General features: G+C 43.5%; 14 protein-coding genes and 1 pseudogene. 8 read left to right on the forward strand and 7 right to left on the reverse strand.

Translation table 11 applies throughout. The annotated features are described in order from the left end of the window. Window positions 1–2 precede the first annotated feature (2 nt). A complete protein-coding gene (gene fadJ / locus EYW48_RS15965) occupies window positions 3–2,126 on the reverse strand; it encodes a fatty acid oxidation complex subunit alpha FadJ (protein ID WP_277432664.1) in 2,124 nt (707 codons plus the stop codon). Continuing rightward, window positions 2,126–3,433, reverse strand: a complete 1,308-nt coding sequence (gene fadI / locus EYW48_RS15970; protein ID WP_176246101.1) for an acetyl-CoA C-acyltransferase FadI — start codon at window positions 3,431–3,433, stop codon at window positions 2,126–2,128. Before fadI ends, fadJ begins: the two co-directional genes overlap by 1 nt. Before the next feature lie 522 nt (window positions 3,434–3,955). Between fadI and EYW48_RS15975 the strand changes: the two genes are divergently transcribed. The 5 genes from EYW48_RS15975 (at window position 3,956) to cobO (ending at window position 9,096) form a co-directional block, all read left to right on the forward strand. Further along, window positions 3,956–4,531, forward strand: coding sequence for a sigma-70 family RNA polymerase sigma factor (locus EYW48_RS15975; RefSeq protein ID WP_171979967.1), 576 nt, complete (start codon window positions 3,956–3,958; stop codon window positions 4,529–4,531). Beyond that, on the forward strand, window positions 4,524–5,249 hold the full coding sequence (locus EYW48_RS15980; protein ID WP_176245877.1) for a DUF3379 domain-containing protein: 726 nt from the start codon (window positions 4,524–4,526) through the stop codon (window positions 5,247–5,249). The genes EYW48_RS15975 and EYW48_RS15980 overlap by 8 nt, the downstream gene beginning before the upstream one ends. Before the next feature lie 244 nt (window positions 5,250–5,493). Beyond that, entirely contained in the window at window positions 5,494–6,765 is a 1,272-nt protein-coding gene (locus tag EYW48_RS15985; protein ID WP_274671550.1) for an outer membrane protein transport protein, read from the forward strand. Between the two features lie 300 nt (window positions 6,766–7,065). Beyond that, entirely contained in the window at window positions 7,066–8,364 is a 1,299-nt protein-coding gene (locus EYW48_RS15990; RefSeq protein ID WP_274683460.1) for an outer membrane protein transport protein, read from the forward strand. Window positions 8,365–8,490: 126 nt separating this feature from the next. Further along, window positions 8,491–9,096 (forward strand): cob(I)yrinic acid a,c-diamide adenosyltransferase, encoded by a 606-nt coding sequence (gene cobO / locus EYW48_RS15995; RefSeq protein ID WP_176312967.1) that lies wholly within the window; start codon window positions 8,491–8,493, stop codon window positions 9,094–9,096. Between the two features lie 52 nt (window positions 9,097–9,148). Here cobO and EYW48_RS16000 read toward each other — a convergent pair whose 3' ends face one another. The 3 genes from EYW48_RS16000 to apbC all read right to left on the reverse strand — a co-directional run bounded on the left by EYW48_RS16000 (window position 9,149) and on the right by apbC (window position 13,243). Further along, complete coding sequence (locus tag EYW48_RS16000; protein ID WP_171979972.1) at window positions 9,149–11,272, reverse strand: AsmA family protein; 2,124 nt, start codon at window positions 11,270–11,272, stop codon at window positions 9,149–9,151. An 83-nt stretch (window positions 11,273–11,355) separates the two neighbouring features. After that, window positions 11,356–11,997, reverse strand: a complete 642-nt coding sequence (gene udk, locus EYW48_RS16005; RefSeq protein WP_053310194.1) for a uridine kinase — start codon at window positions 11,995–11,997, stop codon at window positions 11,356–11,358. Between the two features lie 169 nt (window positions 11,998–12,166). Then, window positions 12,167–13,243 (reverse strand): iron-sulfur cluster carrier protein ApbC, encoded by a 1,077-nt coding sequence (gene apbC / locus EYW48_RS16010; protein ID WP_277432666.1) that lies wholly within the window; start codon window positions 13,241–13,243, stop codon window positions 12,167–12,169. A 157-nt stretch (window positions 13,244–13,400) separates the two neighbouring features. Between apbC and metG the strand changes: the two genes are divergently transcribed. The 3 genes from metG (at window position 13,401) to EYW48_RS16025 (ending at window position 17,385) form a co-directional block, all read left to right on the forward strand. Further along, a complete protein-coding gene (gene metG, locus EYW48_RS16015; RefSeq protein ID WP_176245874.1) occupies window positions 13,401–15,476 on the forward strand; it encodes a methionine--tRNA ligase in 2,076 nt (691 codons plus the stop codon). Between the two features lie 222 nt (window positions 15,477–15,698). Beyond that, the gene (locus EYW48_RS16020; protein ID WP_171979974.1) at window positions 15,699–16,505 is read left to right on the forward strand and encodes a hypothetical protein; all 807 of its coding nucleotides are present in this window, start codon (window positions 15,699–15,701) and stop codon (window positions 16,503–16,505) included. Between the two features lie 130 nt (window positions 16,506–16,635). Beyond that, window positions 16,636–17,385, forward strand: coding sequence for a transporter substrate-binding domain-containing protein (locus EYW48_RS16025; RefSeq protein ID WP_171979975.1), 750 nt, complete (start codon window positions 16,636–16,638; stop codon window positions 17,383–17,385). An 81-nt stretch (window positions 17,386–17,466) separates the two neighbouring features. Here the strand turns inward: EYW48_RS16025 and udp are convergent, their stop codons facing one another. Together udp and EYW48_RS16035 are read right to left on the reverse strand one after the other, a co-directional pair. Beyond that, entirely contained in the window at window positions 17,467–18,225 is a 759-nt protein-coding gene (udp, locus tag EYW48_RS16030; RefSeq protein WP_176312965.1) for a uridine phosphorylase, read from the reverse strand. Between the two features lie 364 nt (window positions 18,226–18,589). After that, window positions 18,590–18,707 (reverse strand): annotated as a pseudogene (locus tag EYW48_RS16035) (IS630 family transposase); the annotation flags it as partial.

Here is an 18,707-nt window from a genome sequence, read left to right on the forward strand (position 1 = left end):
GATTAAGGATAAAAACGCTCATTTAATCCAGCACGAGTCAGTAAACCATCGCACGGTGCAAATTTATCGCCATACTTTTCAGCATGTTTGTTCATCATTTCAACTAACTTATCGATACCTATTTGATCCATATAACGGAATGGCCCACCAAGGAAAGGAGGGAAACCAATACCGAAAATAGCACCAATATCGCCATCTCTAGGGCTACGAATAATGCCTTCATCTAAACAACGAACCGCTTCATTGAGCATTGGTAATACACAACGCAGTGCCATTTCATTGTCGCTCAATTTCGATTCCGGAGTCAGCTTCAGCAATTTGTAGACCGACTTATCCACTTCTTTTTTCTTGCCTTTGTAAGTGTAGAAGCCTCTGCCGCTCTTACGGCCTTTACGGTTATCGTTCAACAGTACGTCAAATACATCTGGACCTTGGAATCTCGGCCCCAACTCCTTGACCAGAATCGGCATAATTTTCGCTCCGATATCGACACCAACCTCATCTAACAAAGTGATAGGCCCAACAGGGAACCCAAAATCAAGCAATGCCGTATCGAGCTTTTCAATCGGCTCACCCGCCATTAACACTTGCGCGGCTTCATTCATGTAAGGGGCAAGAATACGGTTCACATAAAAGCCAGCACAGTCTTTAACGACAATCGGTGTTTTACCTTGTTTACGAGCAAGTGCAACTACGGTGGCAACCGTTTCTTCCGAAGTACTTTGATGAGGAATAACTTCCACCAACGGCATTTTTTCTACTGGGCTAAAATAATGCAAGCCGATAATATTTTCAGGGCGAGCCGCTTTCTCTGCAATTTGATAAATTGGCAGTGATGAAGTATTGGTTGCGAAAATGGTGCTATCTTTCGCGTTTTTCTCAATATCTGCAACCATTTGCTGTTTTAGATTTAAATCTTCAAATACCGCTTCAATTACTACGTCAATCTGCGAATAGCTAGTAAAGTCCGTTCCACCAGACAACTGCGACATTTTCGATTGTAATTGTGCCTTAGACAAAATTCGGCGCTGACGCTGTTTATCAAACAACTTGTAGTTGTAATTCAGCGCGTTCAAAACACCATCATTAGAAACGTCTTTAATGCGTACTGGCACTTTCGCTTTTGAAGCCGTTACATGACTAATGCCAGCCCCCATCAAACCGCCCCCTAATACACCAACACGCTGAACGTGTTTAGGTTTGGCGCTGCTGCCCGTTTCTTTTTTCATCTCGGTCGTCGCGAAGAAGATAGAACGCAAGGCTTTTGATTCAGAACTCATTACCAAATCACCAAAACGCTTTGCTTCTAACTCCAATCCGGCTTTAAACCCATGCTCTAAACCGTGTCGAATTACATCTAAAATTGCATCAGCCGCAGGGTAGTTTCCGCGCGTCTTTTGTTTAGTTTTTTTCGCCGCTTGCTCAAAAATCAACTTACGCCCAAATTGAGTATGAGACATCAGCTTTTCTTTGGTTGCAACCTTATGTTTCTTCTGCTTTTTGCCTGCATTATCGATAACAAACTTCTGCGCTACATCAAGCAAAATAGTTTCAGGCACGCAGGCATCCACCACTCCCAGTTTCTTGGCTTTTTTTGCTCTTAACTGCTTGCCAGTCAAAATCAAATCAAGTGAAGGGAGCAAACCAATTAAGCGAGGTAAACGCTGAGTGCCACCCGACCCTGGCAATAAGCCGAGTTGAACTTCAGGCAAACCTAAACGCGTTTTATCGGAATCCGTACACACACGATAGTGACACGCTAACGCTAGCTCTAAACCACCACCTAAGCAGGAGCCATGAATCGCAGCAACAACTGGGAAAGGAAGATCAGACAAGGTTTGAAACATGTCCTGACCTTGTTTCGCTAACGCTGCTGCTTCCGCTGACGATTGGCAAGCATCCAACATGCGAACATCAGCGCCTGCAATAAAGTTGTCTGGTTTAAGTGAGTGGACAACCATCCCTTTTAAGCTGTTTTTTTGCGCGTCCAGTTCTGAGAAAATGGCTTGCATTTCTTCAGCAAACGCCGCTTGCAACGTGTTCATTTTCTCGCCTGGGACATCAATAGCGAGCCACGCGATATTTTGCTCATCAATGGTCAAATTAAAGGCTTTTGCTGTGTTCATTATTCAACCTCCAAAATCATCGCTGCGCCAAGGCCACCAGCCGCACATGCCGTATTCAAGCCTAACCCGCCCCCCCGGCGTTTCAGCTCTCTTAATGTCTGTGTAATCATACGTGCACCAGTTGCTGCAAAAGGGTGACCATAAGCGATAGAACCACCTAACACGTTGAATTTATCCATATCAATTTCACCGATAGCTTTCGCTCGACCTAAATGCTGTTGGGCAAATTGGTCACTCGCGAACATTTTCATATTAGAAAGGGTTTGCGCCGCAAAAGCTTCATGCATATCAATTAGTGTAAGGTCGGAAAGTTCGATACCCGCGCGCGCCAAAGCAAGAGGAGTCGCGTAGGAAGGCCCCATAAGCATGTCTTGTTCTACCCCAATCGCAGAAAAGGCGTATGAGCGGATATACCCCATGATCTCTAGACCGAGTTCTTTAGCTCGCCCTTCGCGCATCAATATAAGCGCGGCAGCACCATCAGTTAGTGGTGTACTGTTGGCTGCGGTTACACTGCCATATTGGCGATCAAACGCAGGACGTAGCTTAGCATAGCCCTCTAAAGTGGAGTCATGACGAATATTGTTGTCTTCCGCAATCCACTTTTTATAAGGTTCAGGAAAAGCGGTCATCACTTCCCCCTGAATTTTACCCTCTTTCCACGCTTGCGCAGCTAAGGTATGAGAACGATGAGCCAGCGCATCTTGATCCAAGCGACTGATATTATGTGACTTCGCCATCTGTTCCGCCGTTTGCCCCATCGATAACCCAGTCGAGTATTCTGCAACAGCAGGAGGAACTGGCATTAAGTCTTTGAAGGAAAGCGATTTTAATATATTGAGTTTTTGAGCAACCGTTTTAGTTTTACTCAGTGCGAGAAGGCCTGCGGCAAGCTTTTTAGAGACACCAATTGGCAAAACAGAAGAAGAGTCAGCACCACCCGCAATACCGATATCAATGGTTCCAGCCATGATACTTTCAGCCACATTAACCGCGGCTTGAAAACTGGTGGCACAAGCACGTGTCACGCTGTAAGCGTCGGTGTGGATATTCATACCAGTGCCTAACACGATTTCACGCGCAATATTCGGCGCTTCCGGCATTTGGACCACTTGCCCAAAGACCAATTGTTCAATCAATTTAGGATCAATATCCGTACGCGCTAACATCTCACCAACGACCATTTTTCCTAGGTCGACGGCGGGAACTTGGCTAAATTCGGTGCTTTGACGCGCAAAAGGAGTGCGCAGCCCCGCTACAATTGCAACACGTTCACCCGAGCGTGTTTTGACTTCCTGCTTGCCCATTGTTTCTCCTTACAATAAGAGGTCTGACCTGCGCATTGTAACGAGATTGTTAAAACAATCAAACAAGTGTTTAAATAAACGTGATATTCGCATCGAATCTAGGCAAATCCCGATAAAACAACGGAAGACCGACATAAGACAACTCGAGAAGATAGCCCTCTCATGGTCGCCGACGCGCTCTGGTATTGGAGAATTTTAGGCAAAAAAAAACCACACAAGAGTGTGTGGTCGGAATATATAAAGCAATTAACTTACGCCAATTGAAATAATCAGTTTCCTGATTAGGAGAAAGTAAAGTCAGCCTTCAAAAGGAAGTGTCATCTTGCTCAACATGTTAGTCGCAATGACTAACGAGATGACAAGGTGTACTATAGCGGCTTCAGGTGATGACTTTTTGAAGTAGATCAATTTTATTGTGATTTATTGAATGTAGCGGAATAAAAAAGCCGCAAAACTTGAATTTCCATAACACACCGTATTTCTATGCTAAACGCATAACGTTGGTATAAAACCACAGAGCAGATGGAGGCTCATGTGTCGATAATAAAAATGTTTGGAAAGAAAAAGGCCAGCCCCCCGGTCAATAATGATATGGACAGACAAAGAAAATATGAAGCGCTCGTGCGGGCCTATCATCGGGACCTTTACCGATATGCCTATTGGCTGTGTAAAGACAAAAGTATTGCAGAAGATTTGGTGCAAGAGACCTGCCTGCGAGCTTGGAAATCTCTTGATAGTTTACTAGATGAAAAAGCAGCGAAATCGTGGTTGATCACGATTCTGCGTCGAGAGAATGCTCGCCGATTTGAGCGAAAACAATTGGATTTGGTCGATATTGATGACTATAGCGGCGATGTTAAAGTCAACGACGATCCTCATCACCAACAAGAATGGTTACAAGCACAGATCATGAAATTGGATATTGAATACCGAGAACCACTTTTTCTGCAAGTGATTGGCGGGTTTAGTGGTGAAGAAATTGGCGAGATCTTAGAGCTCAATAAAAACACAGTGATGACTCGCTTGTTTCGAGCTCGCAATCAATTGAAAGAAATGTTGGATTCTTCTGAAACTTATAGAGGGCAGCAAAATGGATGATTTAGAATTTCGCCGCCGCGTGATGTCAGATCCAAAACAGCGCGATAAAGATCTGATCGATGCCGCCTCTGCGAATGAAGCGAACAGTAAATTTTTAGATGATGTGCTCAATCTAGACACGAAAATTGCCGCTGCCATGAATGTTGATGTGCCTGATGACTTAGCCGATCGCATCTTATTTAACCAAACATCCGTAGCCGATAATGTAGTTCGAGCAACTTTTGCAAAGCAAGCCATGGCAATGGCCGCTTCTATTGCTTTTGTTTTCGGGTTACTCGTAGGTCAAGTCAATTGGGGCAACTTAATCGTACCACCTGCGCAAGCTAGCCTTGTCGATACGGCAATCAAACACGTTATTGATGAAGATGGGTTTGTCAGCACTCTTGATGAACAGGTGAATTCAAGCCAGATCAACGCCAAAATGCTGCCTTTTGCTTATCAGCTCAATCATAATTTTCCGTACCATGTTTACTATTTAAACCATTGTGGATTTGGTCAAGCAAATGCCCTACACATGGTATTTCAAGGCGAAAAAGGCAAGGTAACGCTATTTTTAGCTGGCGTTGCTAGTGATCAACCTGCCAATTTCACCCAGCAAGGCATGAATGGCATTATCGAACCAATGGGTAACACAAGCCTTATCCTTGTCGGAGAAAAAGGTGAAGATGTCGCCAACATCGCCAAAAAACTGATGCCAATGCTAAAACCTGCCAGCTAAATCACGTTCCGACTCACATCGAGTTGTGGGTCGGATTTTTCCGATAAAAATAGAGTCAAAACTCTAAAATAAAGCATTTTATAAGCTTTTCCTGCCAGATAGACATCATTTCTGCAATTTTATCATCCAACTAGACAATGGTCGGATTTCTATCTTCTACACTAGAGTCTAGTATCAGCCACCAAACTGAGCTATTGCTCAGACAACGCCCATTAGAGGCGACGATGTTAAAAGGAAAAGCACAATGAACAAGACGCGTCTGTTTAAAAAATCTCTACTCGCTGTAACTGTAGCTCTCGCTTCACAACAAGCACTTGCAGCAGGTTTCCAACTCAATGCACAATCGGCTACTGGCGTAGGTCGTGCATTCGCAGGTGATGCCGTTATCGCCGATAACGCATCGGTAATGGCTCGCAACCCAGCGGCGATGGCTCTGTTTGACAAAATGGAACTATCTTTAGGTTTCGAAAGCATTACATCAATGATTGATGTGAAAGATGCAAAGTATATGGGGCAATCAATTCCTGATGTGGATGATGTAGGCGGTACATCTATCGCTCCCAATATCCACTTAATTGTTCCAGTGAATGACAAATTTGCGTGGGGTGTTAATGCCTACTCCAACTTTGGTACTAAAACTGAATTTTCTGACTCATATCCAGCTTCAGAATATGGTGGTTTAACTGATGTTAAAAGCATTAACTTCGGTTTGGCTGGTTCATACCGTATCAATGAGCAGTGGAGCATTGGTGCTGGCCTAGATCTGATCTATGGTCAAGGCACAATGAAGCGTTACGCTAGTGCAACATTAGCTGCTGGACTATCGCAAAAGCTACCGATTACAATTCCCGCAGGAACGGCTCTTCTAGATGTTGATAAAGCCGATGGTTGGGCTGTTGGTTTTAACTTAGGTACAGTATACGAATTAGACGAAAATAACCGCTTTGGCCTTGCTTACCATTACAGTCCGGAATTTGAAGCGAAAGATGATTACGGTCAAAAAATCGTCCTACCACTTCCAGATATCGCAGAATTCTCTGGTTTTCACAAAATTAAAGACACCAAGTTTGCTGTCCACTATAGCGTGCAGTGGATTGGTTGGAGTGCCTTTGATCAAATCGACTTTAAAAACCTAGATGCTTCACAATCACCTATTGCAGCAATTCTAGCTGGTGGCGGTACTTATGGTAAAGAATACCAATGGCAAGACGGCTGGCACTACGCAATCGGTGGTACTTACTATCTAAATAACGATTGGACAGTGCGTGCTGGTTATATGTACGACACTAGTGCACAAGACTCACTAACTTCAGTTTCTGTACCAGATTCTGATCGTCAATGGTTCTCGGCTGGTTTCACTTACAATATTGATACCGCTTCAAATATAGACTTTGGCTTCACTTACTTATTAGGTGACGATGTAAGCGTTAAAGAAGATTCTGCCGGTACTGTACTAACCGCAACAACTCATGCAGATGCAATCCTAGTCGGCTTACAATATAGCCGCAGCTTCTAAACAAAACGTTTATTAGCAAAGCATCAATAAAGGGCTGGTTTTCCAGCCCTTTTCAATACTGTAACAGCATACCCTCGCCTAATTCAGCTAACAGCTGTACCTTTATAACCTTAAATCACGCTACAAATGTTCGCTGAAAAATAGAAACACTTTCATAACAAGCAGAGTATTCGACTTTAAATTCTGGATTTTAAAGATTTTACTTTCAAAAATAGGAAATACACTGCTTTATATTTTTAAAGTATTAGCTCTAACCTTAGAATCCTCCTACTAAATTCAAATATTTCAGCGAACATTATAATGAAATCAAATAAAACTCTTCTTTCACTCGCAGTGGCATGTGGACTATTCAGCGTATCAAGCGTATCCCAAGCAGCAGGTTTCCAACTTGCTGAATATTCTGCAACTGGTCTTGGTCGTGCTTACGCTGGTGAAGCAGCCATGGCTGATAATGCCAGTGCACAATGGCGTAACCCTGCCATGCTGACTTATTTGAAAGGTACGCAAATTTCTGTGGGTGCTATTTACGTTAACCCGAATGTTGATGTTGACGGTAATGTCAATTTCTACGGAAACAACATTGCCGCGCAATCGGACGACTTTGCACACGACGCGGTGATTCCTAACTTCTACCTATCACATCAGGTCAATGAAAAACTGGTGCTTGGCTTGGCTCTGGGTACTAACTACGGCATGGAAACAGAGTTAGATAATAACTTTGCAGCAAGCCATTTTGGCAATGAAGCCATGGTTAAAACTATGGAAGCGAATGTTAATGTTGGTTATCAAGTGACTCCAACGGTTAGCATTGGTGGTGGTGTTCGCTATATCATAGGTGAAGGGCATTTTGGTGCAACAGTCCCAGCTCACACAGCAGCACTAGTACCCAACTTAAATCAAGGTGATACACTAAAATACATGGAAGGTGATGACACATCTTGGGGTTGGCAAGTAGGTACCGCTTGGCAGATCAACGATAACAACCGCATTGGTTTCACCTATAAATCAGAGGTAAAACTGAAACTTGAAGGTCACGCTGAAGGACTTGGCTTTGGTTTGCCATCAGGTCAAAAGCTTGATGGCTTTATGAACCTAAACCTACCTGCAACCGCAGAATTAGCCAGTTTCCATCAACTCAATGACAAACTTGCTCTGCATGCAAGCATTAACTGGACAGACTGGAGCAGCTTTGACAAGCTCGAAGCCGACCTGGTAGGCAGAGCCCAGCCATCTGAAGTGAAAATTGAAAATTGGGAAGACAACTATCGTTTCGCGCTAGGTGCAACTTATCAGTTAGATGCAAAATTGGCATTGCGCGCTGGTGTTGCATACGACATGGCGGCAGTGAGCGATAAAAACCGAACCATTACTATCCCAGAAACAGACCGTACTTGGCTGAGTGTTGGTGCTGGTTACGCATTTACCGACCAATTCACCCTAGACGCAGGTTTCACTTACATCCTAGCGAAAGATGCACCGATTACTGAATCTCGTGGCTATGCCTCAGATGATGCTGCAGAAAATATCGGTGGTCAGTTTGTGGGTACAACGACAGGTAATGTATGGATAATTGGTGTGCAAGCCAATTATCGATTCTAATATCTAGCAAAACATTCAAGGCCAGAGCACTGCTCTGGCTTTTTTATTCCTTGTAATTTCGATGGTTTTTGCTGCCGAGTAGTTGAGATATGATAGCGACAACACTATTAATGAACAGGATTGGGCATGTCTACCGAAGAGATTAAAAATCAACGCCACAAGGCGCGGCAACAGAAAGTAAAAGAACAAGTCGATGCAAAAATTGCCGCCGCCCAGCAAGAAAAAGGTTTGCTGTTAATTATTACGGGTAATGGTAAAGGTAAATCAACTTCCGGCTTTGGCACCATTGCTCGTGCAGTTGGACATGGGATGAAATGCTCGGTAGCGCAATTTATTAAAGGAACATGGGCCAATGGTGAGCGTAATTTATTAGAAAAACTGGGGGTCGAATTTCAAGTTATGGCCACCGGTTTTACTTGGGAAACACAGAATAAAGAAGCTGATACACAAGCTGCACAGTCGGTATGGCAAGAATGCAAACGCATGCTCAAAGATGAATCGATTGATGTGGTGCTATTTGACGAACTGACTTACATGGTGAGTTATGGGTACATTGATTTAGATGAAGTGGTCAGCGCATTAGAGCAACGTCCGAAAATGCAGTCCGTTGTCATTACTGGTCGTGGAGCACATCGCACCTTAATTGAAATGGCTGATACGGTCTCAGAAGTTAAAAACGTAAAGCATGCTTTTGAGTCTGGGGTAAAAGCCTTAAAAGGTGTGGATTGGTAGAACGAAGATAGCCTCCTCATCTGAGGAGGCTATAAAGATACCTATTCAAGAATTAGTTAAATAACCCTTTCAATAAGCTATCCACGGCTTTTTTGGTTTTCTCATCTTTGATCTCGACGCCTAATTTTTCTAAACCACGATCGATCTCTTTTTGCGCTTTTTGCTTAAGCACGTCATCAAACACTAGCTTAAATTTAGGATCAGCCCATTTTCCTGACACATTGATAGGAATGGTCACATCGCGAAGTTCATCGATATCTTGGCCACCTTGACCTTCGAGTGAACCAACAATTGAAGTACTGACTAAGAAATCTAGGGTTTCATCAAGATAATTCGCTTTACCTTCACCGCGAATTCTTAGCAACGGTGATTGCATCGCTAGGTTATTGGTAGAAACCTCACCTTTATTCAGTGTCAATGTCGCGGTCATAGCGCTAAAGTCTGTTTTTTGCACAGCGTCACTTTCTACTTTTTTACCTTTGATTTTGGCGTAATTGCTACGAATCAAGTGCGCGATATTGATGCCATTGACTGCTCCATCTGCAAAATTAATCTTTACCGTACCAACAAGGTTCTTTTTGATGCCCGTCGGTGTCAAGCTTTGACCTTTGACATCCACATCAAAATTTCCCGTCCCTTCTAACATTTCGTTATTAGCGACATCTTTCAATAGTGGCAGGACTTTCACACCATTTATGTTTTTCTTCACACTGTAGGTAGCCGGAGTTTTAGTTGCATCTAAACGAGCCGTCGCTTGGATAGAGCCTTGGTACAAATCAGATGTAAATGACACCAAATCGGCAATACCGCGGTTAACACTAAAATTGGTTTTGACATTTTGCAGGTGAGCATTGCTTGCCTTGAACTTATCAATCACCACCACACCTTTTACATCCAATGTTTTTAATGCGCTTAGATCTGGTTCAATCTCAGGGGTAGCCGTTGCCGCCTTATCGGTAGTCGATGCAGCCGGCTGAGTGCTTCCACCTACTGGCTTACCCGCAGGCTCGGCAGTTGTTGAACCCAAAAACTCATCAAGATCGATATTTGGGCTGTGGAGATTAAAACGAATTTTAGGAATGTCGGCTAAAGTAACATTAGCATCACCATCAAAGCTCAAGGCATTGGCTGTAAGTTTATTTAACAGCACATTGAGGTAGCCTTTTGTGATATCAAAACTGATATCCGAGCTCAGCCCGACCTTCATCGGGTTTTGCGGTAAACTCGCCCCTTCTAGATTGGCATCCAACGTTAACTTATCAACTTTCACCAAGCTGATGGCTTTATCAACGGTAAGTTGGGCGCTCCCTTGTGCATCTAACGCTAGATCAGCAGCTTTGCCTTTCACGCTAAATGAAAGGTCATTTGCCTTATCAAACTCAAAAGTCGCTAATTCGACTTTCGCAGCATCAATTTGGTTTGACGGGTCACTAAAATTCGTATCAAGAACGATATTCTTTAATGCATATTCTTTGAAACCAGCAGCCAATTTAAACTCTGCTCGGCCTGTTGCGGCAAAATTTTGTTGGTTATTTTTGCCTTTGGCAGCAAAAGTCATTGATGTCCATTGATCAACCGCAAACTCAGAAAGATTGAGAGCCACATCATAGAGTTTTGTATGCGTACCCGCTTTGCGATCTTGTATTTCAAGTAACGCATTTTCTACGCTAATACCTGCAAGGTTAATGCTCCACTCTTGGGCCGGACTTGCAGAATTATCGCTATTCTGTGCATTCGGCGAAGGCTTTTCATCTGATGAAGCTTGAGTCGTTTGAGAGGCTGCTGGCTGAGTCAAACTATCTAGATTTGAGCGACCATCTTTGAGGGTTTCGAGGTGAAACTCCGCCCCATTTAAGCTGATATTGCCAATTTCCAACTGCTTATCAAGCAGAGGCATAACAGAAATATCAATACCAACTTGCTCCACTTTAAACAAATTTGCAGTGGTAAAACCTTGAGGGTTTCTAAGCTCGGTTCTGCCTAGTTCGAAGCCGATGGAAGGGAAGAAACTCCAGCCGATATTTCCTTCGATCACTAAGTCTAAGCCAGTTTGTTTTTTGGCTTGCTCCACGATCAATGGTTTAAATTGGTTAGGGTTAACCAAAAGAACAAGTGCGAGCACGGCCGAGATTAACACGCCGATAATGATGGCAATGAAAAGAAACAGTTTTTTCATCAGCTTTTTCCTTGCTTATGTTTAGATACAGAAAGTGGCACATAAAGTGCCACTTGTCTGCTTAAAAATAAAGACCACTAACGTTAAGATTTCAACAATTTAGCAATGTGGGCTTTCAATACATCAATGGCAATACGGTTTTTACCACCGCGTGGAACAATAATGTCAGCGTACTGTTTTGACGGTTCAATAAATTGCATAAACATCGGACGAACCGTTTTTTGGTACTGCTTTAAAACAGACTCCATAGTACGACCTCGTTCTTCAACATCACGCTTAACACGGCGTAATAAACAGATATCCAGTGGTGTATCCATAAAGACCGTGGCATGCATTAAATCACGCAAGCGAGGATCAGTAAGAAGCAAGATACCTTCTAAGATGATCACTTTTTTCGGGGTGAGCGTTGTCGTTTTATCAGTACGAGTATGCTCAGTATAGCTGTACTCTGGCACTTCAACCGCTTCGCCGCGAGTCAATTTTTCTAAATGTTGGCAAAGAAGGTCGTGATCAAGTGCACTCGGGTGGTCGTAGTTTGTCTTTACACGCTCTTCCATGCTGAGATGGCTTTGGTCGTTGTAATAGCAATCTTCCGTAATCACACCAATTTGGTGGTCGCCCACTTTGGCACGAAGTTCATTATATATCGTGCTTGCTATGAGGCTTTTTCCAGAAGCTGAAGCGCCAGCAATACCTACGATGACGCATTGATTATTATCAGACATTATTTTTGCACCCGATGTGGTTTGGTGATGAAAATAGATAAACTGCCCGATTATAGGGACTTAACCGATGTGATGCCAGTCAATGCTTAGACTTTAAGGCGGGTTTTATTCGAATGGAGTAACAAAGCACCAAGCAAACGTTTTCGTGCGTTACATGGTGCTTAACGGGCTATTCGACCAATGTAAAACTGATTGCATCTGGTTTGGCTATACCTTGCCAATACAGACGAGAGCAGACATGATCAGCTAACGCCAAGTAGTGCTCAGCGTGCTCGCTTTCTGGTCTTGCGACTACCGTAGGCTTACCTTGATCAATATCTTCACGCACAGTGATGTGTAACGGGATTTGAGCGAGCAAAGCTAAACCATACTCACTGGCGAGTTGCTGCGCACCTCCCATTCCAAAAATATGCTCTTTCTCACCACAGTGACTGCAAATGTGGTAGCTCATGTTTTCAACTAATCCAACCACTGGCACATCCACTTTTTCAAACATCGCCGCTCCCTTACGTGCATCCGCAAGCGCAAGGTCTTGTGGTGTCGTCACAATCACCGCCCCTGTTACAGGAATTTGCTGAGAAAGCGTTAATTGAATATCCCCCGTGCCCGGCGGCATATCAATCACGAGGTAATCCAATTCCGGCCACTCGGTTTCATTGAGTAATTGTGCTAGCGCTTTAGAAGCCATTGGCCCTCGCCAAATTGCCGCATCGGCTTTATCAACCAGATAGCCAATTGAGTGAGTATAAATGCCATGCGCAAGGATCGGCTGCATCCACTTATTGTCTCGCACTTCTGGTTTCGCATCTTGCTTACCAAGCATCATCGGCACTGATGGGCCATAAATATCGGCATCTAACAAACCGACTTTAGCGCCAGAGTGAGCAATTGCTAACGCCAAATTAACTGCGGTCGTTGATTTCCCAACCCCACCTTTTACTGATGTTACAGCGATAATATTCTTTACCCCGTTTACACTGTGGGCAACTTTCGTTTGCAAGGCTTTCGGTGCGATAAGCACATCAAAACTAAATTCCGCTACTTCTTTAGCTTGCTGTTTTGCTGTGATCCACTGAGACAACGATTGAACCAATTCACTCGCCGCAAAAGGTAGTTGAATGCTAAAAATACCCGCAGCAGAAATGGAAACCAGATTAGGCTGATTTGCCCAACCAGAAATCAGATAAGGATGTTCAAATTGGTTCAACCAATCGCAAAAATCTTGTTTAGACGTGAACTGATGCATACGCTCTCCTTTTTTACTCATGCTATCACTCTCCTTTGTCTGACAGAACCCTAAAAAAGTTGCGGGATTCCTTAAGCGCACGCCTTGGAGTCATTCGCTTCATAAGGTAGTATTAGTCACAATTTCTAATACCTATCAATAAAAGCGAATATTAAGTATGGCGACTGATCCAAGAAACGTTTCTTCAAGGAAACTGCTGGTAACTTGTGCCCTTCCGTACGCTAACGGTTCGATCCACCTTGGTCATATGCTTGAGCATATCCAAGCCGACATTTGGGTTCGTTACCAACGCTTACGCGGCAACACTGTAAACTTCATCTGTGCTGACGATGCTCACGGCACGCCAATAATGCTTAAAGCGCAACAGATGGGTATCACGCCAGAAGAAATGATTGCCGCGGTAAGCGAAGAGCACCAAAAAGACTTTGCGGGCTTTGATATCAGCTTTGATAACTACCACAGTACGCACAGCGAAGAAAACCGCGAGTTGGCTTCACATATCTATCTTGAACTGAAGAAAAATGGCTTTATTTCTAGTCGCACTATTTCTCAGTTATTTGACCCAGAAAAAGAGATGTTCCTACCGGATCGCTTCGTTAAAGGCACTTGCCCTAAATGTAAGTCTGAAGACCAATACGGTGACAACTGTGACAATTGTGGCGAAACATACAGCCCGACTGAATTGATTAACCCGAAATCTGCCGTTTCTGGTGCTACTCCGGTAATGAAGGACTCTGAACACTTTTTCTTTGACTTGCCTCAGTTTGAAAGCATGCTTAAAGAGTGGACTCGTTCTGGTTCACTACAAACTGAAACTGCAAACAAAATGCAGGAATGGTTTGAGGGAGGCCTCCAACAGTGGGATATTTCACGCGATGCGCCATACTTTGGCTTTGAAATTCCAGGCGAAAAGAACAAATTCTTTTATGTGTGGCTAGACGCACCGATTGGCTACATGGGCTCATTCAAAAACCTATGTAACAAACGCGATGACTTAGACTTTGACGAGTACTGGAATAAAGACAGTAAAACAGAGCTATACCACTTCATTGGTAAAGACATTGTCTATTTCCACAGCCTATTCTGGCCTGCCATGCTTGACGGCAGCGGTTTCCGCAAACCAAACAATGTATTCGTGCACGGTTATGTGACTGTCAATGGCGCGAAAATGTCTAAGTCTAAAGGTACGTTTGTCAAAGCAAGCACTTACCTTAATCATCTAGACCCTGAATGCTTACGCTACTACTATGCGGCAAAACTTAACAGTCGTATCGATGACCTTGACTTAAACCTCGAAGACTTCACACAACGCGTCAATGCTGATGTGGTTAACAAGATTGTCAACCTTGCATCTCGTAACGCTGGTTTCATCACCAAGCGTTTTGAAGGCAAGCTTTCTGATACCTTCGCTGAGCCTGAGCTGTACGCCGAATTTGCCGCTGCTGCCGAGCGTATTGCTGAACTTTATGAAACACGTGAATTCAGTCGTGCGATTCGTGAAATTACCGCACTCGCTGACAAAGCGAACCAATACGTTGATGAAAAAGCACCTTGGGTTGTGGCAAAACAAGAAGGTAAAGATCAAGAATTGCAAGATATCTGCTCGGTGGGTATTAATCTATTCCGAGTATTGATGACTTACTTGAAACCAGTTATGCCTGCGCTGGCTGCACGTACCGAAGCTTTCTTGAATCAAGAACTTACGTGGGATGGCGTACAAGAACCACTCACAAGTCATAGCCTAACACCATTCAAAGCGCTATTTAATCGCATTGATCCTAAGCACATTGAAGCCATGATTGAAGCCTCTAAAGAAGATGCAGCAGCGGAAGCCGCAGCAAAAGAAAAAGCAGAAGCGGAAAACGAGAAAGCAAGCCAAACGGAACTGGACAAAGATCCAATTGCAGATGAAATTGAGTTTGATGCATTTGCAGCGGTTGATATGCGTATTGCTCGTATTATCTCGTGTGAAGCAGTACCAAAAGCTGACAAACTACTGAAATTCCAATTGGATATCGGTGGCGAAACGCGTCAGGTATTCTCTGGTATTAAGTCGGCTTATAAACCAGAAGAGTTAGAAGGTAAACTGACCGTGATGGTCGCTAACCTCAAACCTCGTAAAATGAAGTTTGGCATGTCGGAAGGCATGATCTTAGCCGCAGGCCCTGGTGGTAGTGACTTGTGGATTTTAGAGCCACATGAAGGCGCTCAGCCTGGTATGCGCGTAATGTAATCGCTCGCTAAATAACAAAGTCCCCAATGCAGAGATGTATTGGGGATTTTTTATATCACCTGACCATCAATAGCGATCTGCCTCACACTTTTAGTTCAAAATGCACTGTTTTGATGCATCAACTGACCTCAACAAACCATAACCATCTGAATAATAAGAAATTAATAATTGGCATTAAGTCTGCTACCTCCTTATTGGTATAACATTAACAAGGAGTTGGTTATGTTTGTTTTTATCTCTATGCTCGTCTCTATCGGTATATTATGGTTCATGTTTTATTTATCTAAACAGCGTGAATCAACCTTACAGCGGAAATATGAATTACTGATCAATCTGCGCCAGTTGCTGCTTCTTAGCCGCCAGCACCGCAGCATTACGCACCATGCATTGCTATCAAACAGTCGACGAGACACCGAATTAACTGAAATACAGGACCAACTATTTCAGAAAAGTAACCAACTGATTGCCACAGCGCATTTTGACAACAAGCCAATGTACCGTGTACTGCAACTCAAGCTAAAAGCATTGATGAATGAATGGCCAGAACGCAGTGTCGCTCGTAATCAGATGATGCATGGTAAAACGATTCGCCACTGTATGTTCTTAATGGATGAAGTCATTTTGGCGTGGTTAGCTGAGTCAAGCCGCGAAGACTTAAGTGATGAATACCACATCAACTGGCAACAAGTCATTGATGCAATGGACTCACTCACGCAACTGCGTATTTGTATTGATGATATGCAAAGCCAGGATGGAAGAATGCGTCTACAACACTACAGCGATGTCGTGAGACGTAAGATGAATCAGTTAGCGTTAATTAGCCCACTGACGATTGCTTCACCTAGCTGTTCATCGGCTCTGCACTGCTTAGGTGAATTGCACGACCACCCTGCTTTTGATATTAGCCCCGATAGGATGTATCAAATCACCACCGAAATATCATTGAGCATTTCGCATGTGTACGATCAAATGCTGAGTGATTTAACTGAAAGCCTCTACCAGCCACTACCAAAAATTGCATTCAGTTGAGTAAAATAAGTCGGTTAGCATTAACGCTAACCGACTTACTCGATTTCTATCACAAATATTTTTTAAACAGAGCGCTAAAAGCAAACGATACCACTAGACTGAGCGATAGGTCGTCTTTAGGTTGAGATAAATGAAAGCAATATCGTGGATGTTAAGTTGTCTGCTACTCTCTTGCTCGTTAGCCGCACAAGAAATGCGAGTAAAGTTTGCGATTGGAGAGTGGGCTCCTTATACCAGTTCATCTGCTAACTCCAACGAGAAAATTGCAGAGCTGATAGTGGTCAAAGCCTTTGAAAGCCAGGGTTATCAGGTTGAATTGGATTACTTCCCTTGGTCACGCTCTCTACGCCTTGCAGCTCAAGATAAGTATGATGGCAGCTTCCCTTGGATGGTAAGCGACTCAAGACAGGAAAAGTTTCTTATCTCAGTACCATTCTTTACTCAAAAAATTGTCTTTTTCTCACACAAAGATGTGGGCTTTACTTGGAACAATACTGAAGATCTCAAAAAATATATTATCGGTGCAACTCAAGACTACCAAGCAACCAATTATCTTATCAACTTAGGCGTTGAGCCCAATATCGCCAACGCTGAAGAGATTAATTTTATAAAGTTAGCCAAAAAACGTATTGATGCTTATCCGACAGGTTTGATCAGAGGAAACTATTTACTCGGTAAACTGTTTGATAGCAAAGAAGCATCTCAGTTCCAAGTCAGTAGCCAATCTCTGATGGAAGACGAAATGCATATTCTATTTTCTAAACACAACCTTGAACGCAGCCAACATCTTAACCGAGTGTTCGCTCGAGGTTTACAGCAGCTTATTGACAGTGGTGAATATCAACTTATCGTTTTTGACAGCAACCGGATTGATGAATGAAAATTTTGGCTGATGATTCTATGAACACAAAAGCCCCAAACATTGGGGCTTAGTTTTAAAGAGAAGTGTAAAGTTTAAGCGTTAAAGCATTTTACGTGCAGCTTCAACAACTACTTTAATTGAACGCGCTTCCGTCTCTTTTAGTGTAGCGTGGTCTGGGATCTCTTTTTGAGTACGGTTAATGATAACACCGGCCACACAACCCGCTTTCAAACCAGAACTTGCACACATAGTCAGTAGCGTTGCAGATTCCATTTCAAAGTTTAGCACGCCCATGTCTTGCCATTCTTGCATTGAACCTTGGAAACGGCGTACAACACGACCAGTGAAAGTGTCATAACGTTCTTGGCCAGGGTAGAAAGTATCACTAGATGCCGTAACGCCCATATGCACTGTAGCACCACTTTCAACAACGGCTGCTTTCATCGCGGTTGCCACATCAAAATCAGCAACGGCAGGGAATTCCATTGGGGCAAAATGCAAACTCGCACCATCAAGACGAACAGAGCCTGTGCTCACGATCATATCACCAACATTGACATGTGGTTGGATAGCACCAGTGGTACCTACGCGTAAGAACGTACGAACGCCAAGTTGCGCAAGTTCTTCAACCGCAATAGAAGTTGAAGGACCACCAATACCAGTTGAACAAACCACCACTGGCTTACCATCTAATTCTGCACGGTAAACCGTATATTCGCGATGGCTTGCTAGAAAAACTGGATTTTCCATTTCTTCCGCGATTTTTTGTACACGCGCCGGATCACCAGGAATGATGGCTAGGGTTGCACCATTAAGATCGGCTTCGGTAACGCCAAGATGGAAAACTGCTTGAGACATAAGTGACTCCTTATTGCGGCTTGTTCAGCTCATAGATATTCATCGGGTATGGACTTACTTTATATGACCTAGCCTCAACAAAGAGTGATCAATTTCACAATGAATGCCGTAATGTAACCGAGCATTTCACGGAAAAACGGTTTGCATCACAAAAACAGTCCATACCGATGCAATAGTGTACGTTTAAATAATGCCATTGGTTTGCCTATACCCAAACTACTTGGAGTTGCAACTAGGCGGCAAGTGAGTGAATCCCCATGAGCATAGACATACTATGCGATTGAGGTGAGTGAACGTAGCCAACACCGCTGCGGCTTCAAGTAAAAAGGTTATATAGAACAAAACAATGCAATTATATACCGAATCAACTTGAAGATGCAGGCTTGAGAACCTGAAAATGATCATTAATTCGAGATGTCAAAGAGCCTGCGATCTCTGGAAGAGTCACAGAAAAAAATTGGTCTATTGCCGCCTTGAAGTCC

Source organism: Vibrio sp. 1180_3, from assembly GCF_029478545.1.
GTDB classification, from domain to species: domain Bacteria; phylum Pseudomonadota; class Gammaproteobacteria; order Enterobacterales; family Vibrionaceae; genus Vibrio; species Vibrio aestuarianus.

What these genes read in the sequence shown, in the direction of transcription:
- fadJ (WP_277432664.1), bottom strand. Translation starts at nt 2,126, where the DNA reads ATGAACACAGCAAAAGCCTTTAATTTGACCATTGATGAGCAAAATATC.
- fadI (WP_176246101.1), bottom strand. Translation starts at nt 3,433, where the DNA reads ATGGGCAAGCAGGAAGTCAAAACACGCTCGGGTGAACGTGTTGCAATT.
- EYW48_RS15975 (WP_171979967.1), top strand. Translation starts at nt 3,956, where the DNA reads ATGGAGGCTCATGTGTCGATAATAAAAATGTTTGGAAAGAAAAAGGCC.
- EYW48_RS15980 (WP_176245877.1), top strand. Translation starts at nt 4,524, where the DNA reads ATGGATGATTTAGAATTTCGCCGCCGCGTGATGTCAGATCCAAAACAG.
- EYW48_RS15985 (WP_274671550.1), top strand. Translation starts at nt 5,494, where the DNA reads ATGAACAAGACGCGTCTGTTTAAAAAATCTCTACTCGCTGTAACTGTA.
- EYW48_RS15990 (WP_274683460.1), top strand. Translation starts at nt 7,066, where the DNA reads ATGAAATCAAATAAAACTCTTCTTTCACTCGCAGTGGCATGTGGACTA.
- cobO (WP_176312967.1), top strand. Translation starts at nt 8,491, where the DNA reads ATGTCTACCGAAGAGATTAAAAATCAACGCCACAAGGCGCGGCAACAG.
- EYW48_RS16000 (WP_171979972.1), bottom strand. Translation starts at nt 11,272, where the DNA reads ATGAAAAAACTGTTTCTTTTCATTGCCATCATTATCGGCGTGTTAATC.
- udk (WP_053310194.1), bottom strand. Translation starts at nt 11,997, where the DNA reads ATGTCTGATAATAATCAATGCGTCATCGTAGGTATTGCTGGCGCTTCA.
- apbC (WP_277432666.1), bottom strand. Translation starts at nt 13,243, where the DNA reads ATGCATCAGTTCACGTCTAAACAAGATTTTTGCGATTGGTTGAACCAA.
- metG (WP_176245874.1), top strand. Translation starts at nt 13,401, where the DNA reads ATGGCGACTGATCCAAGAAACGTTTCTTCAAGGAAACTGCTGGTAACT.
- EYW48_RS16020 (WP_171979974.1), top strand. Translation starts at nt 15,699, where the DNA reads ATGTTTGTTTTTATCTCTATGCTCGTCTCTATCGGTATATTATGGTTC.
- EYW48_RS16025 (WP_171979975.1), top strand. Translation starts at nt 16,636, where the DNA reads ATGAAAGCAATATCGTGGATGTTAAGTTGTCTGCTACTCTCTTGCTCG.
- udp (WP_176312965.1), bottom strand. Translation starts at nt 18,225, where the DNA reads ATGTCTCAAGCAGTTTTCCATCTTGGCGTTACCGAAGCCGATCTTAAT.